Below are 14,975 nucleotides of genomic sequence, written 5' to 3'. Positions count from 1 at the left end.
CTGATCTTCGTGGGGCGCCAGAGCACCAGCAACGGCGTGACGACCAACGGTCGTCACCTACCGGCTCCGACGGGCTCGGCCGCGCCGGGCTGTTCGCGCTGTTGGTAGGTGACGACCGTTGGTCGTCACGCTCCTGATCTTCGCGGGGTGCAAGAACAACAGCAGAGGCGTGACGACCAACGCTATGCCGGCCTCCTGGCCGGCACCCTTCGGGCCGGCGCACACGCCGTCAGCAACGGCTTCTGCCGTTGCTTGCGTCACCTACCGGCGTCAAGGCGGCTTCAGCGCACTGCCGTCGGTGCCATCTTCCACAGCAGGGCGCGGAACGGGGCGAGCAGGCACACGCCGATCAGCAGCTTCACCGCCAGGTCGCCCAGCGCCCAGCTCATCCACGGCAGCGCGGAGCCGGCAAAGGCAATGCTCCAGAACAGGGTGGTGTCCACGGTGGCACTGCAGGTGGTGGCCACCATCGGGGCGCGCCACCAGCTGCCACGGCGCAGGCGGTCAAATACGGTGATGTCCAGCAGCTGCGCCACGATGAAGGCCGAGCACGAGGCCACGGCAATGCGCGGGGTCGCGATCCAGAACGACAGCAGCACGGCCAGAGCGAAGCCCGCCCACGCCACACGGCGCGCCGGGCCCGGGCCGAAGCGGCGGTTGATCAGATTGCTGACCAGAAACGCCACCGGGTAGCTGAAGGCACCCCAGGTCAGCCAGTCGTTGATCGGGTACTGCACCAGCACATTGGAGCCCAGCACCACCGCGCCCATGGCCAGGACCGCCAACAGCAGGGCGCGGCCGGTCATCGGGGCAAACACGGGAGAAGGACGCGCGGACATGGCGAGCGGGAAGGCAGTGGGGAACCGCGCATTATCCCCCTTGCCACCGGCAACGCCAAAACCAGCCGTTCAGGCAGGCACGGGTGCGGCTTACCAGTCGCTGCTGAGGTTGTCCGCCGCCGCCGCCTCGGTGGGCACGTAGGCCAGCAGCTGGTCCTGCGCGTCGCGCACGGTCCAGCCCGAGCCCTTGCCGGTTTCCTTGAACTGCACGGTCTGGCCCACCGCAAAACGCGACGCCGGGTCATGGCCTTCGGCGCGCGGCCAGCGCAGTGATGCGGTCTGGTCCGGCTGGCCGGGCACCTGCAGCTCCACGCAGCGCTCGTTGCCGCGGCTCTCGATCGATTTGACCTCCATGTCCGGCAGCGGTTGCGCCGGCTTGCGCCTGGCGGCTTCATGGCGGCGGGCACTGGCCTGCAACGGCTCCTTGATGACATTGGAAAGCCCGGTGGACGCGGCCAGCGGAATCGAGACGATCAGCACCGAAGTGATCAGCACGCTGGCTTCGCTGCTGTTGAGGTCACCGGCGTGGCTGCGCGCAGGCAGCATCAGGCTGGTGGCCAGCAGCAGGCCAAGCAGCGGGGTCGTGAGCGGGTGGCGCATGCGGGTCTCCATACCGTACTCGGGTTACCAGGCCTGGCTGCCGTTGTCGGCTGCCGCAGCAGCGGTGGGCACAAACGCCAGCAGCTGGCCGTCATCGTCCTTGACGTTCCAGCCGGCGCCGGTGTCGGTGGGGTCCAGATACACCACATCGCCGATTTCAAAGCGCGAGGCGGGCGCCGGTGCCCCCTGCGGCCACTGCAGGGTGGCGTGCTGGTCCGGTGCATCCGGCACCTGCAGGCGCACCGCATGCCCACCGTCGGCGGCCGGCTCGATCGCTTTCACCTCCATCGGCGGCAGCGGCCTGGCCTTTTCGCGCTTGCCATCGCTGCGGCGGCTGGCTTCGCCGGTCGCTTCGGAGGCACGCGCCAGGCCCATCGACATCGCCAGCGGAATGGAGAGCACCAGCGAAGCGGTGACCAGCACCGAGACCTGACTGCTGTTGAGCTGCGGTGCCGCGCCTGCGTGAGCGGCCGGGGCAAAAGAGGTACTCACAGCCAGCAGACTGGCCAGCGTGGTGGTACGAAGGCAAAGGCGCATGCAGGGTCCTCGTTGAAGCAAAGCAGACGTGGGCAGCTTACAGCGCAGGCGGCTGCGCACCTTCCACAGGTACGTGCGGAATACTGAGCTCCTGCTGAAGCCGATCCTGCTGGCGCAGGAAATCGAACACCGACTCCACGGTCACCACCGAGTAGTTGCCCGAAATGCGCTCACCGGCGGGGTGGTCGGTGGTGGTGGCGTTGGCCACGAACAGGCGTGCACCCAGGCGCTTGCCCAGGCCCAGGTGCAGCTTGCTGGGCAGGTAGCCGTGCGCCTGCAGCCACTGCTGCGCCTGGCTGCGGTTGACGATGGGGCGGTCGCCGTCCACCTGTGCCAGCGCGGCGGCCAGCACTTCCAGCACCCACTGGTTGGAGTTCTGGAACTCGGTAGCAAACGGGTAGGCCACCACGTTGTAGCGGGGCTCGTGCAGCACGCGCGCCTGGATGGCCGGTTCGGTCAGCATGGCCTTCAGCGCCGCACGCGTGGCGGCGTTGGGCACGCCGATGCGCAGGTCGGTATGGCCGCCGGTTTCACCGATGAAGTTGACCAGCCCCTCACGATACAGCCGGGAGCTGTCGGTCCTGCAGCGGTTGAGCAGATGGAAGGCGCGCCAGTGGCCGTCATCGCCGCGCATCAGCAGGGCCAGGTGGCTGTGGCGCAGCCCGTAGCGGCTCAGGTCCTGGCCACCGCGCGCGGCGAGCACCACGTCCACATCATCCAGCGCGTCCAGACGCTCGCTGGCGGTCCAGGCCACATCGAACATGGCCGCCTCGGCCGCCACCGTGGGGTAGCGCTCCTTGCAGATACCGCTCTGCGCGTGCGCGGGCAGGGCCATCGCAAGCAGCAGCGGCAGTGCGGACAGCAGCGGGCGAATCAGACGTTCCATGTAAGTCCAGAGTCCAGCAGATCGCCGTCATCTTACCCGCACGCGTAGTGCCGGGCTCTGCCCGGCACGTGGCAGCTCACCCCAGCCGCAGACGCTGCTTCACCTCGGCGGCGATACGTGCGGTTTCACGCAGCGGCTCGGCCACGTCGCCGTCCCACTCCAACCAGCGTGGCTGCAGCCGCCCGCGCTCGATCAACGCGCGCTGGAAGCGCTGCATGCGTCCCTGCACGGTAGCGGCCAGCGCCACGCACACCGGCAAACGTGTTGCACATGCCTCGGACAGCAGATTCACCGAATCCGGCGACACCACCACCCGATGCGCCCAGCCGAGCAGGCCGGCATATGGATTGACCCCGTCGCCACCGTCACCCCAGATCACATGTGGCAGCCCGGCGAACTGCGCGCGCAGTCGCTCGGCCAGCGCCGGCGGGGTGCGTCGCGAGGTGGTGGCCAGCAGGCTGCCGCCCTCGGCACGCACCTGCGCGGCCAACGCGGCAAACACCTGTTCCATCGCCTCCGGCTGCCACGGCGCATGGGCGGTCGGCCCGCCCACCAGCAGCGCGGTGCGTGGGCCCGGCAGCGCGCCGAACGCGGCAAACGCCGCACGACCCAGCGACAACCACTCGTCATCCACCGGATTCAGGCTGCCCAGCAGTGTCAGCACATTGCTGCCGCGCAGGGCATCGTGTTCGGGGACCACCACCAGGTCCCAGTGTCGGGAACCGATGCGGGGATCGAGGATCTGCACGGTATGGCTGCCGCGTGCGCGCAGCACGCGCAGGGCACCGGCAGCCTGGCGGCCGCAGCCCACGGCCAGCCGCGGGGCCTGCGTGGCCAGCGCCTGCAGGTCCGCCCCATAACCGTGCTGCGCGGCCGGCAGCCAGCGCGGCGCCAGCCAGCGCCACGGCGCGCGCGGCTGCAGCGTGAGCGGGCGATGGGTGCCCAGGCGCAGCGCGGAGGCCAGCGCCACCGCCTGGCGGACATTGCCAGCGCGGCCATCGGTAATCGTCCAAGGTGCGGTCGATCGTTTCACGATTGGCATTAATTCGTTTCAGCACTGTTGGCTGTTGCGACAGACGCAACACTCTACACTGCCACGCATGCTCCCGGTTCGGCCGGGTGCGAACCTCGACCGAACTGGAGCCACCATGTCCAACCCGCTTGATGCTGCCGCGCTAGATCAGTTGTTCCGCACCGCCCGTACCCAGAACGCCTTTCTCGACACGCCGGTGGAAGACAGCCAGCTGCAGGCGCTGTACGAGCTGACCAAGTGGGCGCCGACCGCCGCCAACGGCAGCCCGGCGCGCTTTGTGTTCGTCAAGTCGGCCGAGGCCAAGGCCAAGCTGGCGCCGGCCCTGTCGGAGGGTAATGCCGAAAAGACGCTGGCCGCACCGGTCACCGTGATCGTCGCCACCGACCTGGATTTCCACGAAAAGCTGCCCTACCTGTTCCCGCATACCGACGCCAAGTCGTGGTTCGATGGCCCGCAGGAAGGCCGCGTGGAAGGGGCCTTCCGCAACAGCAGCCTGCAGGGTGCCTACCTGATCATGGCCGCCCGCGCGCTCGGTCTGGACTGCGGCCCGATGTCGGGTTTCGACCCGGCCAAGGTGGATGAGGCGTTCTTTGCCGGTACCTCGATCAAGTCCAATTTCCTTATCAACCTCGGCTATGGCGACCCGTCGGGTCTGTTCCCGCGTCTGCCGCGCCTGTCCTTCGACGAAGCGGCCACCATTGCCTGATTGTTTGTGCTGCAATGCCCCGTCCGTGCGACGGGCTGTTGTCTGATGTATTGCCCCATTCCCTACAGGAGAGACCTGCAATGACCACTACCCGTAAGCTGCTTCTTCCGCTGGCCCTGACCCTGGCTGTCGCCGCCTGCTCCAAGCCGGCCGAGCAGACCGCCGCCCCGGCCGCCGACGCTGCCGCCCCGACCGCTGAAGCCGCCGCTCCGGCCGCTGCCCCGGCTGCCGAGCAGACCTCGGCCATCGCCGTGGCCTCGGGCACCTACAAGATCGACCCGACCCACACCGACGTGCTGGTGCAGTGGAGCCACTTCGGCTTCTCCAAGCCGAGCGCGCACTTCGGCAACGCCGACGGCACCCTGGTCTACGACGCTGACGATGTGAGCAAGTCCACCGTTGAAGTGAAGCTGCCGCTGAGCGGCCTGAACTCCTTCACCGCCAAGTTCGACGAACACCTGCGCAGCGCCGACTTCTTCGACGCCGCCAAGTTCCCGGAAGCCACCTTCAAGAGCACCAAGGTGGAAGCCGACGGCACCAACAAGCTGAAGGTCACCGGTGACCTGACCATCAAGGACATCACCAAGCCGGTGACCTTGGACGTGACCATCAACGGCGCCGGCGAGCACCCGATGGCCAAGGTGCCGGCGGCGGGCTTCAACGCCACCACCACCCTCAAGCGCAGCGACTTCGGCGTGGGCGCCTACGCGCCGAACGTCAGCGACGAGGTCAATGTGAGCATCACCACCGAAGTGCTGGGCAACAAGTAAGCCCGCACGACACCGCGTCATCTCACTCGTCGTGAGCAGGCAGAGGGTCCGCTGAAAAGCGGGCCCTCTCTTTGTGTGCGGTGTCGGCTTGATCCCGTCGAGGTGGTCGACAACGGCCCGTGACCGCAACGGCGTCCCGCACAGGCCTGCGCATGGCGACCCGACACGACCGTTCATGCGCCTTTTGCGCTGCCGTTTGAAGAAGCGGCCACCTGCGTCGGTGACCCGGTGCTGCAATGAAGCGTCCTTGCGACGGCCCGTTGCCGCACTGCGGTTCCTTTCACCGACACAGGAGAGACCTGCCATGACCGACCCCCGCAAGCTGCTGCTGCCGTTGGCCCTGACCCTTGCCGTGACGGCCTGCTCCAGGTCGCCCTCGCAGAGCGCCGCGATATCCGCCCTGCCTGCACCGGAACCGGGCGCCGCAGTGGTCACCAGTGCCGATGCTGACCGCGCTGGGCTGGTCAACCTGCAGCGCGTGGCATCGGGTCACTACACGCTCGATACCGGCCACACCAATGTGCTGGTGCAGTGGAAGCATTACAGCTACTCGCGCCCCAGTGCGGGCATCGGTGGCATTACCGGCACGCTGGACTACGACGCGCTCAACCCGCGCAACTCACGAGTGGACGTGACGATACCGATCGAGGGCATCACCGCCTTCTTCCCGCCGCTGACCGACCATCTGCTCAGCTCGGATTTCTTCGATGAAGCCATCTACAAAACGGCAACCTTCAAGAGCACGCAGGTGATGCCCACCGGCGTCAACAAGCTGCAGGTGGTGGGCAACCTGACCATCAAGGACATCACCCATCCGGTCAAACTCGACGTCACCTTCGTCGGCTCCGGCATCAGCGAGTTCGAGCGGGTGCCGGTGATCGGTTTCACGGCCACGGCCCGCATCCCGCGCAGCGAGTTTGGTCTGGGCCTCTACGTTCCCAACATCAGCAACATGGTGGAGCTGCGCATCAGCGCCGAAGCCCTGCTGCGCGAGTGACGCCACCGCGTGGCATTGGCGCAAACGCAGAAAGCGCGCTATGGAGCGGGCCTTCGGGGTGCAAACGCAGTTCTCAGCGGGCGGGCAGCCAGGCCGCCACGGCCTCGCTGGGGGTCTGGCGGGCTTTGAGCGGCAGCCCGCTGCGCTGCACGAAGGTCTGCGCGGCCTGTGCCAGCCGCTGGCGTGCCACCAGCGCCGCCTGTTTGGTGGCCGCCTGCTGTTTGCGCAGTTGCACGATATGCACCGAAGGACGGCCCACCGGCGCGTACTTCTGGTCGCGGCGCAGCACATCGGCGACCTGGCCGACCTCGTGCTCGGCCTGCAGCAGCTGCTGCTGGGCCAGCACCAGCTCACGCAGCGGCGCGCGCAGGGCCACCGGCTCAGCGAACGCCGCCAGCAGCGCATCGCAGGCCGCATCATCATCGGCGATGCGCGCCATCAGCGCGGACACACCGCTCAAGCCAAGTCGGGCCACAGCACACTCGTAAAACAGCAAAGGGCCCGCGATTGTACGCCCTGCCAGCCAGCCCCCCGGCCATTGGCCCCGGCTCTGGCCCCGGCCCTGACTCCGGCTCTGGCCTCCGCTCTGGCTTCGGTAGGTGACGACCGTTGGTCGTCACGCTCTTCGCGGGATCGCCCGGCCCGCAGATCAACGGCAGACGCGTGACGACCAACGCTATGCCGGGCCTCACCGCGCCCTCAGTCCCCGTCAGCCTCATCCGGGTAGGCCTTCCAATACCCGGTCGAGCGGATCCACGCGCTCGGCACCCCCATATGCCCCTCAATGAACTTGCGCATCATCCGCGCGCGGCGCGACTCGGTCGCAATCCAATAGAACACATCGCCCTCCGGCGGCTCCAGGTCGGTCAACACCTGCTCCAGCAGATCACTCGTGGCCGCCGAAAACCCATTGCGCTCCAGCCACTGGATGCTCACGTTTTCGTACTGCGGCAGGTCCTGGCGCTCGGCTTCGTCGGCAATCTCGATGTAGGCCTGCACCTGCGCCTGCTCGGGCAGCGCCTCGATCCAGCGCGCAATCGCCGGCAGCGCGCTTTCATCGCCGATCAGCACATACCCGTCGTAATCATCGGCCACCGCGAACGAGCCGCGCGGCCCGCCCACGCCGATCAGATCACCGGGCAGGGCGCGCGCTGCCCACAGCGCGGCCACACCGTCGTCGTGCAGCACGAAGTCGATGGCCAGCTCGCCTTTTTCCAGGTCCCACCAGCGCGGGGTGTAGTCGCGGGCGGGCGAGGGCTCCTCGCCTTCGGGATAACGCGGGCCTTCATCGGTCAGCGTCGGCAGCACCAGCGCACCGCTGCTGTTGGGGAAGAACAGCTTCACATGGTCATCGCTGCCCGGCGAGTCGAAACCCTCCAGCTCCGCGCCACCCAGCACCACACGGCGCATCTGCGGGGTGACCTCCTCGGTGCGCAGCACGTGCAGGTTGCGGAAGCGCACATCGAGGCGCAGACGCTTGTTTTCATGTTCAGACATGGCATTACCTTTGGCGGGGAAACGCGCAGATGCGCGATGCTGACCTGGCGGGCGAAGGCGGGCGGGGTCAGGAAGAGGGCGGCAGCGGCGCTGCCGGCAAACGGTTCAATTCAGCGGTCACCGCATCAAGCAGGGCGGCTGCGCGCTCGGCTTCGCCGGGCTGCCACTGACCGTGGTGGCGCACCAGCGCCTGCTTGAAGCCGTGCAGCGCCATGCGCAGGGCCTCGGGCATGGCCGCCTTGGCAACCTCGCGCGCGCGGTGCCAGGCACGGCGCTGGGCCTGGTCGATCTCCTCCGCCAGCGCCTGGCGCACGGCCAGCCCTGCAGCGGTCAGGCGGAAGCGGCGACGGCTGCCCTCGGCGCCATCTTCGGCCACGATCCAGCCGTCCTGCTCGAACCGGGTCAACAGCGGATAGATGGTGCCCGCACTGGGCGTGTAGGTACGTGCAAACAGCTCGCTGACATGCTGGATGAGCTCGTAGCCATGGCGTGGCTGCTCGGCCAGCAGCGCCAGCACCAGCAGGCGCAGGTCGCCCCGGCTGAGCAGGCGGGCAGAGCGGGGCGATGGCGAGGCTTCAGACATTTCGATATATCGTTAGCGATGGCGAAAACGATATATCGAAATCCGCACCCAGGCAAGGCCGCCCCCGCAGCCGGTAGGTGACGACCGTTGGTCGTCACGCTCCTGCCGTCGGTGGGCTGCGCTCCAAGACCAGGAGCGTGACGACCAACGGTATGCCGGCCCTCCTGGCCGGCGCAAGCGCCGTTAGCAACGGCTCCTGCCGTTGCTTGCGTCACCTACCAAGGCCAACAGCAGCCCGCTGGCCCGACCAACACCTGCCACCGCCCCACGCAACAATGCGTCCTGCTCACCCGCGCAATCCCGCTGCGCGCCCGTAAGCACCTGAAAACCCCCGGGACAACCCCGGACAGTCCCGTGGGACAAGCAGCTCCCTAAACCATACGGTGCCGTAGCCAAGTGAAGAAAGCCATGTGTGCGCTACACTTCCCGGTCTAGAAATCAATAACAGTCGCGCGCGTGCGTGCGGTAATGGGAGCGCTAATGAACTGGTTGAACGATGTGCTGAACAACGACACCAACCCTGTGGAAACCCAGGAGTGGATCGAGTCGTTGAAGGCCGTGATTGATGTCGAGGGCCCTGAGCGCGCGCATCAGTTGTTGGAAGGCATGGTGGAGCTGACCCGTCGCTCGGGCGCCTACCTGCCGTTCTCTCCCACCACCGAATACGTGAACACCATCGCGCCGCACCTGGAGGCCAAGAGCCCGGGCAACGCCGATCTGGAGTGGCGCATCCGTTCGATCATCCGCTGGAACGCGATGGCCACCGTGGTGCGCGCCAACCGCAAGCCGGGCGACCTGGGCGGCCACATCGCCAGCTTCGCCTCCGGCGCCACGCTGTACGACGTGGGCTTCAACCACTTCTGGCGCGCCCCGAGTGACAACCACCCGGGCGACCTGCTGTTCATCCAGGGACACAGCGCCCCGGGCATCTATGCGCGTTCCTTCCTGGAAGGCCGCATCGACGAGCAGCAGCTGGACAAGTTCCGCATGGAAGTCGACGGCGGTGGCCTTTCCAGCTATCCGCACCCGTGGCTGATGCCCGATTACTGGCAGACCCCGACCGTGTCGATGGGCCTGGGCCCGCTGGCCGCCATCTACCAGGCGCAGTTCCTGCGTTACCTGGAAAACCGTGGCCTCATCGAAAAGAGTGACCGCAAGGTGTGGTGCTTCATCGGTGACGGTGAGAGCGACGAGCCGGAAACCCTCGGTGCCATCGCCCTGGCCGGCCGCGAAGGCCTGGACAACCTGATCTTCGTGGTCAACTGCAACCTGCAGCGCCTGGACGGCCCGGTGCGCGGCAACGGCAAGATCATCCAGGAACTGGAAGGCGTGTTCCGTGGCGGCGGCTGGAATGTCATCAAGCTGCTGTGGGGCGGTTACTGGGATGCCCTGCTGGCCAAGGACACCAATGGCGTCCTGAAGAAGCTGATGATGGAAACCGTCGACGGCGAATACCAGAACTGCAAGGCCTTCGGCGGCGCGTATACCCGCGAGCATTTCTTCGGCAAGTACCCGGAAACCGCTGCGATGGTTTCCGGCCTGAGCGACGATGACATCTGGCGCCTCAACCGTGGCGGCCACGACCCGCACAAGGTGTATGCCGCCTACCACGAGGCCGTGAACACCAAGGGCATGCCGACCGTGATCCTGGCCAAGACGGTCAAGGGCTACGGCATGGGCAGCGCGGGTGAAGCACTGAACCCGACCCACCAGACCAAGAAGCTGGATGACGAGGCCGTCCGCCACTTCCGCGACCGCTTCAACATTCCGGTCACCGACGAGCAGCTCAAGGACGGCCAGGTGCCGTTCTACCACCCGGGCCCGGACTCGCCGGAAGTGCAGTACCTGCAGGAACGCCGTGCCGCCCTGGGTGGCTACCTGCCGCAGCGTCGCCAGAAGGCCAGCAAGAGCTTCAACGCACCGAAGCTGGAAACCTACGAGCGCCTGCTCAAGAGCAGCGGCGAGCGCAGCTACTCCACCACCATGGCCTTCGTGCAGAGCCTGAACATCACCCTGCGCGACAAGGAACTGGGCCCGCACATCGTGCCGATCGTGGCCGACGAAGCGCGTACCTTCGGTATGGAAGGCCTGTTCCGCCAGATCGGCATCTACGCCCCGTTCGGCCAGAAGTACAAGCCGGTCGATGCAGACCAGCTGATGTTCTACCGCGAAGACCAGAGCGGCCAGGTGCTGCAGCAGGGCATCAGCGAGCCGGGCGCCATCGCCTCGTGGATGGCCGCTGGTACCAGCTACTCGGTAAGCAACGTGCCGATGCTGCCGTTCTACATCTATTACTCGATGTTCGGCTTCCAGCGCGTGGGCGACATCGCCTGGCAGGCAGCGGACATGCGTACCCGCGGCTTCCTGCTCGGCGGCACCGCCGGCCGCACCACGCTCAACGGTGAAGGCCTGCAGCATGAAGATGGCCACAGCCATCTGGCCGCTGGCGGCATTCCGAACGTGCGCAGCTACGACCCGACCTTCGGTTACGAAGTGACGGTGATCCTGCAGCACGGCACCAAGGCGATGATGGAAGATCAGATTGATGAGTACTACTACATCACCCTGATGAACGAAAACTACACCCATCCGGAAATGCCGGCGGGTGCGGCCGAAGGCATCGTCAAGGGCATGTACCTGCTCACCGACGCCGGCAAGCCGAAGAAGGGCGAGCTGCGCGTGCAGCTGATGGGTTCGGGCACCATCCTGCGCGAAGCCATTGCGGCGGCCGAACTGCTGGAGAAGGATTTCGGCGTCACCGCCGATATCTGGAGCTGCCCGAGCTTCAACGAGCTGCGCAAGGACGGTTTCGACGCCGAGCGTCACAACCGCTTCCACCCGGAAGGCGACCAGCGCAAGGCCTACGTGACCGAGCTGCTGGAAGGCCGCCAGGGCCCGGTGATTGCCGCGACCGACTACGTGCGTGCGTATGCGGACCAGATCCGCGCGTTCGTGCCGGCCAGCTACACCGTGCTGGGTACCGATGGCTTCGGCCGTTCGGATACGCGTGCCAACCTGCGGAGGTTCTTCGAGGTTGACCGGTACTACATCGCGCATGCCGCGATTGCGGCGCTGGCGAAGGATGGGAAGATGACGGGCAAGGATGTGGCCCGGGCGATCAAGCAGTATGGGATTGATGCAGAGAAGGCTAACCCTGTTGGGGTTTGATTGAGGAAATAAAGTTCCTAGGTGAGGCGGCCAAGTGGCCGCCTTATCTTTGCCGCAGGTATAGCTCGTTCTGCGTCAGCCGTAATGGGCGCAATGTAATAGGGATGGATGGTGGATGGATAATTTCCAAGGATGGGAGAGCGTAACTCTCACTGATTTGACCATTGCTTACAGAAAGGCAAAGGCCGATGCTTTTTTTGAGAACACGTATCCGACTGCAATCAAGTTTGCAAAGTACGAGGAGGATCTGCACGATAATTTGTCCTCTCTTTTGAAAGTTGTAAACGCAGGGGGCATATTCTCTATCAAGGGGATTTCGGGGGAATTCAGAGTTATCCCCAAAAAGCTTGGTTACAAGCCTAAGGCTGGTGTAAGCCCCTTGGGGCATGTTTATTTTTCCGATCCGGAACGTAGTTCTAGGCATCTCCATCAGTACAGCGACGTCGTCCCGGAATTCAGGGTGGTTGGCGACTTCCCGGTGTCGGCTCATATACTCTCTGCACTGTGGATGAGATATATCGGTGAAAAGATCGACTCGAGGCTCACGTCTACATGCTACGGCGCGCGGCTGCGAAGAGTTCGCGCTGGTTCGGCCTGCGACGCGGTAAGCGATGCAGGTGAGTTTCACTTGAAAGCTGTTGGATCTTTCCCTCCGTACTATCAGGCATACCGTCGATGGCGAAGTGATGGCCTCGATGCGATCCGCGGAGAGCTGAAAGCGGGGCGAGAAGTTGTTGCAGCGTCGCTAGATCTCAAGAGCTATTATCACCGTGTAGATCCTTCTGTAATTGCGAAGAAAGGATTTCTGAGGCAGCTTGGAGTTAATTTAAGCCAGAGCGAATATGCGTTTCACAAGAAATTCGCGGCATTCTTGTCGAAATGGTCGAAATCCGCTGAAAAATACGTGGCTGCTTTAACTTCAGGCGGCAGTCCTCCGGCTGGCGGTTTGGTCATCGGGCTAACCGCTAGCCGTGTGGTCTCGAACGCCATACTGCATTTCTGGGACTCTTTGATTCTTGAGAAGCTGACGCCGGTGCATTACGGGCGGTACGTAGATGACATGTTCATCGTTCTACGAGACGGAGGTGGCATTGAAAATGCTGAACACTTTCTGTCGCACGTCGCTGAGCGGATTGGTGTTGATTTCCTGAAGAAAGACCAAGGTGATCCATCACGCTGGATTATTAGCGGGGAATGGACAGGTAGTTCAGACATATCACTCCAAGCGGATAAGCAGAAGCTTTTCATCCTCGCGGGCCGCGGCGGCGTGGATCTGATAGACAGCATCGAAAGCGAAATAGCAGATCTGTCCAGCGAACATCGTCTCCTCCCATTGCCAGATGATCTTGAGAACTCTCAAGCGGCGCGTGTACTTACTGCAGCGGGCGTAGTGGGTGATAGCGCCGATACCTTACGTCGAGCCGACGGACTGACGATTAGACGGCTCGGTTGGGCGATGCAGCTTCGTCATGTGGAGACGCTCGCGAGGGATTTGCCTAAGCATGAGTGGGAGAATCAAAGGAAGAAGTTCTATGAGTTTGCGCGGGACCATGTGCTGAGGCCGGACGCCCTCTTCGCGCACTTCAATTACGTGCCTCGACTTGTCGGATTCGCCATCGCACTCGGGGAGTGGGCGGAAGCTGAGGAGATCGTTCAGACAGTTTCCAAATCCCTGAAGAACTTGGAGGGCCGGGCGAGCTCAAAGCACAGTGTCGTCATCAACGGCGCCTGTCGAGACACGGGATCGCAAGTCTGGCTGGCCGTACGGTCCTCGCTGAGCACCCTCCTGTTGGATTCGCTCGTACGATCAATTCCTTTAAAATACTTGGCCGGTCACGCGCTGCCGAGTGCTGCATCGCCGTTGATTAGTAAGATACTTGGCGATGATGCGAAGATTTATGAAGATGCGATCCTTAAGGCAGCTCTCGATGTCGCGCAGGTCGATCTTGCCAAGATTTCGTTCAAGAACCTCTCTGGCCAGTACGGTGCCAGCAGATTGCCCTCTAAGTTGCCTGTGAAAAACGAGGAAGAGCTTGCTCGAAGCTTGGCCGATGCAGGCTTCGTCGACAACGCTGTTTTGTCAGAGTTCAGGCAGGTAAGGCGAGAGATTAACAAGTTGCCGGGTGTGCCGAGCCGTACATCTGCCATGCCATATCTCTTTCCCACACGTCCATTGACTATCGCCGAAATATCAGAGCAGGCGCCGTGCTGTCTCGACCCGGCTCTCGGCACTGCAGGGCTCCAGCGACTCGCCACGTTTGCTGAAACACTACGGGGCGTTTGGGTGAGAAAGGCCACTGTCGACAGCGGATCTGCGCAAGGAACTCTTGATTCGATATTCGGAGGAAAACGAACTATCAACGTAGGGTTGCAGAAGAAGAGTCACATTCGAGTCGCTGTGCCGAGTCTTTTCGTAGGCGACATGGAATGGGAAGGCTCAGCTGCTGGCCGGTCAAGCCTGACGAAGACACGCTATAGCGCCATAGCCAAAATCGTCAACGACACACTGAAACTAGAGCCGCGTCCTGACTACTTAGTACTGCCGGAGCTGTCCCTGCCAATAGAGTGGGTTGAGAGCGTGTCGGGCAGGCTCATCTCAGCTGGCATTAGTCTAATAGCGGGAACTGAGTATCGTCACCTCGAGGGTGGCAAGGTTTACAGTGAGGCGTGTCTGTGCTTGACGGACGATCGCCTTGGATTTCCCTCGTCAGTTCGCGTATGGCAGCCTAAAGTAAAGCCCGCTGTTCATGAGGAATACGAGCTCATTTCTGTCCATGGTAAAGAATGGATCAGTGATCCGCCGGGACGTGTCCAAGAGAAGCCAGTCTATTCCCATGAAGGATTTTTCTTCGGCGTCATGGTTTGCTCCGAGCTTCAAAATAGTAAAGAACGCATAGCATTCCAAGGAGAGGTTGATTCGCTTTTCGTATTGTGCTGGAACCAGGATATTGAGACGTTTTCGTCTCTGGTAGATGCCGCGTCACTCGATGTTCATGCCTATACTGTTCTGGTCAATAATCGTAAGTATGGTGATAGTAGAGTAAGGGCGCCTGCGAGGAAGTCATTTTCGAGAGACCTCGCACGGATCCGTGGAGGTGAGAATGATTTTGTCATTTCGGTAAGTTTGGATTTGAAAGCGCTCCGCTCCTTTCAGAGCCGCGCTAAGCGCTGGCCAAAAGAAGCCGATAAGTTCAAGGCTGTACCGGAGGGTTTTGAGATGTCGCCTCGCAGGAAGTCTATCGCCAAGTGAGATCAGCCCAGCCAGCTGCGTTTGGACCTAGAATTGCCTCGTGGATTTCAGAGTAAGAGATTTCACGGCGACGTTTCCCCAGAATCGGTTAGCATGCGGGCTTGGGGTC

The 14,975-nt window shown here is 63.5% G+C and carries 13 protein-coding genes; 5 read left to right on the top strand and 8 right to left on the bottom strand.

Going from position 1 to position 14,975, the window contains the following annotated elements; all coding sequences use genetic code 11:
* Positions 1 to 281: 281 nt before the first annotated feature.
* The 5 genes from RZA67_RS15880 to RZA67_RS15860 form a co-directional block, all read right to left on the bottom strand.
* On the bottom strand, positions 282 to 839 hold the full coding sequence (locus tag RZA67_RS15880) for a queuosine precursor transporter (RefSeq protein WP_317213690.1): 558 nt from the start codon (positions 837 to 839) through the stop codon (positions 282 to 284).
* A gap of 90 nt (positions 840 to 929) precedes the next feature.
* A complete protein-coding gene (locus tag RZA67_RS15875) occupies positions 930 to 1,439 on the bottom strand; it encodes a hypothetical protein (protein WP_317213689.1) in 510 nt (169 codons plus the stop codon).
* Positions 1,440 to 1,463: 24 nt separating this feature from the next.
* Positions 1,464 to 1,976, bottom strand: a complete 513-nt coding sequence (locus RZA67_RS15870; RefSeq protein WP_317213688.1) for a hypothetical protein — start codon at positions 1,974 to 1,976, stop codon at positions 1,464 to 1,466.
* A gap of 37 nt (positions 1,977 to 2,013) precedes the next feature.
* On the bottom strand, positions 2,014 to 2,862 hold the full coding sequence (locus tag RZA67_RS15865; RefSeq protein ID WP_317213687.1) for a DUF2145 domain-containing protein: 849 nt from the start codon (positions 2,860 to 2,862) through the stop codon (positions 2,014 to 2,016).
* Between the two features lie 76 nt (positions 2,863 to 2,938).
* Positions 2,939 to 3,898, bottom strand: a complete 960-nt coding sequence (locus RZA67_RS15860) for a mitochondrial fission ELM1 family protein (RefSeq protein WP_317214048.1) — start codon at positions 3,896 to 3,898, stop codon at positions 2,939 to 2,941.
* A gap of 112 nt (positions 3,899 to 4,010) precedes the next feature.
* On the opposite strand from RZA67_RS15860, the gene RZA67_RS15855 reads away from it, so the two are divergent.
* From RZA67_RS15855 to RZA67_RS15845, 3 genes are all read left to right on the top strand, one after another.
* Complete coding sequence (locus tag RZA67_RS15855) at positions 4,011 to 4,601, top strand: malonic semialdehyde reductase (RefSeq protein ID WP_317213686.1); 591 nt, start codon at positions 4,011 to 4,013, stop codon at positions 4,599 to 4,601.
* Between the two features lie 80 nt (positions 4,602 to 4,681).
* Positions 4,682 to 5,371 (top strand): YceI family protein, encoded by a 690-nt coding sequence (locus tag RZA67_RS15850; protein WP_317213685.1) that lies wholly within the window; start codon positions 4,682 to 4,684, stop codon positions 5,369 to 5,371.
* A 304-nt stretch (positions 5,372 to 5,675) separates the two neighbouring features.
* Positions 5,676 to 6,368, top strand: a complete 693-nt coding sequence (locus tag RZA67_RS15845; RefSeq protein WP_317213684.1) for a YceI family protein — start codon at positions 5,676 to 5,678, stop codon at positions 6,366 to 6,368.
* Between the two features lie 73 nt (positions 6,369 to 6,441).
* Here RZA67_RS15845 and RZA67_RS15840 read toward each other — a convergent pair whose 3' ends face one another.
* From RZA67_RS15840 to RZA67_RS15830, 3 genes are all read right to left on the bottom strand, one after another.
* Positions 6,442 to 6,843, bottom strand: a complete 402-nt coding sequence (locus RZA67_RS15840) for a hypothetical protein (RefSeq protein WP_317213683.1) — start codon at positions 6,841 to 6,843, stop codon at positions 6,442 to 6,444.
* Between the two features lie 224 nt (positions 6,844 to 7,067).
* Entirely contained in the window at positions 7,068 to 7,865 is a 798-nt protein-coding gene (locus RZA67_RS15835) for a siderophore-interacting protein (RefSeq protein ID WP_317213682.1), read from the bottom strand.
* A gap of 67 nt (positions 7,866 to 7,932) precedes the next feature.
* Complete coding sequence (locus tag RZA67_RS15830) at positions 7,933 to 8,448, bottom strand: PadR family transcriptional regulator (protein ID WP_317213681.1); 516 nt, start codon at positions 8,446 to 8,448, stop codon at positions 7,933 to 7,935.
* 480 nt (positions 8,449 to 8,928) lie between these two features.
* On the opposite strand from RZA67_RS15830, the gene aceE reads away from it, so the two are divergent.
* Together aceE and RZA67_RS15820 are read left to right on the top strand one after the other, a co-directional pair.
* Complete coding sequence (gene aceE, locus RZA67_RS15825) at positions 8,929 to 11,616, top strand: pyruvate dehydrogenase (acetyl-transferring), homodimeric type (protein WP_317213680.1); 2,688 nt, start codon at positions 8,929 to 8,931, stop codon at positions 11,614 to 11,616.
* Between the two features lie 115 nt (positions 11,617 to 11,731).
* Positions 11,732 to 14,866, top strand: a complete 3,135-nt coding sequence (locus RZA67_RS15820; protein ID WP_317213679.1) for an RNA-directed DNA polymerase — start codon at positions 11,732 to 11,734, stop codon at positions 14,864 to 14,866.
* Positions 14,867 to 14,975 lie beyond the last annotated feature (109 nt).

Source organism: Stenotrophomonas sp. C3(2023), assembly GCF_032911385.1.
GTDB lineage: Bacteria > Pseudomonadota > Gammaproteobacteria > Xanthomonadales > Xanthomonadaceae > Stenotrophomonas.
The sequence above is the reverse complement of the archived record's forward strand: the minus strand, read 5'-3'. Positions and strand labels throughout refer to the sequence as shown.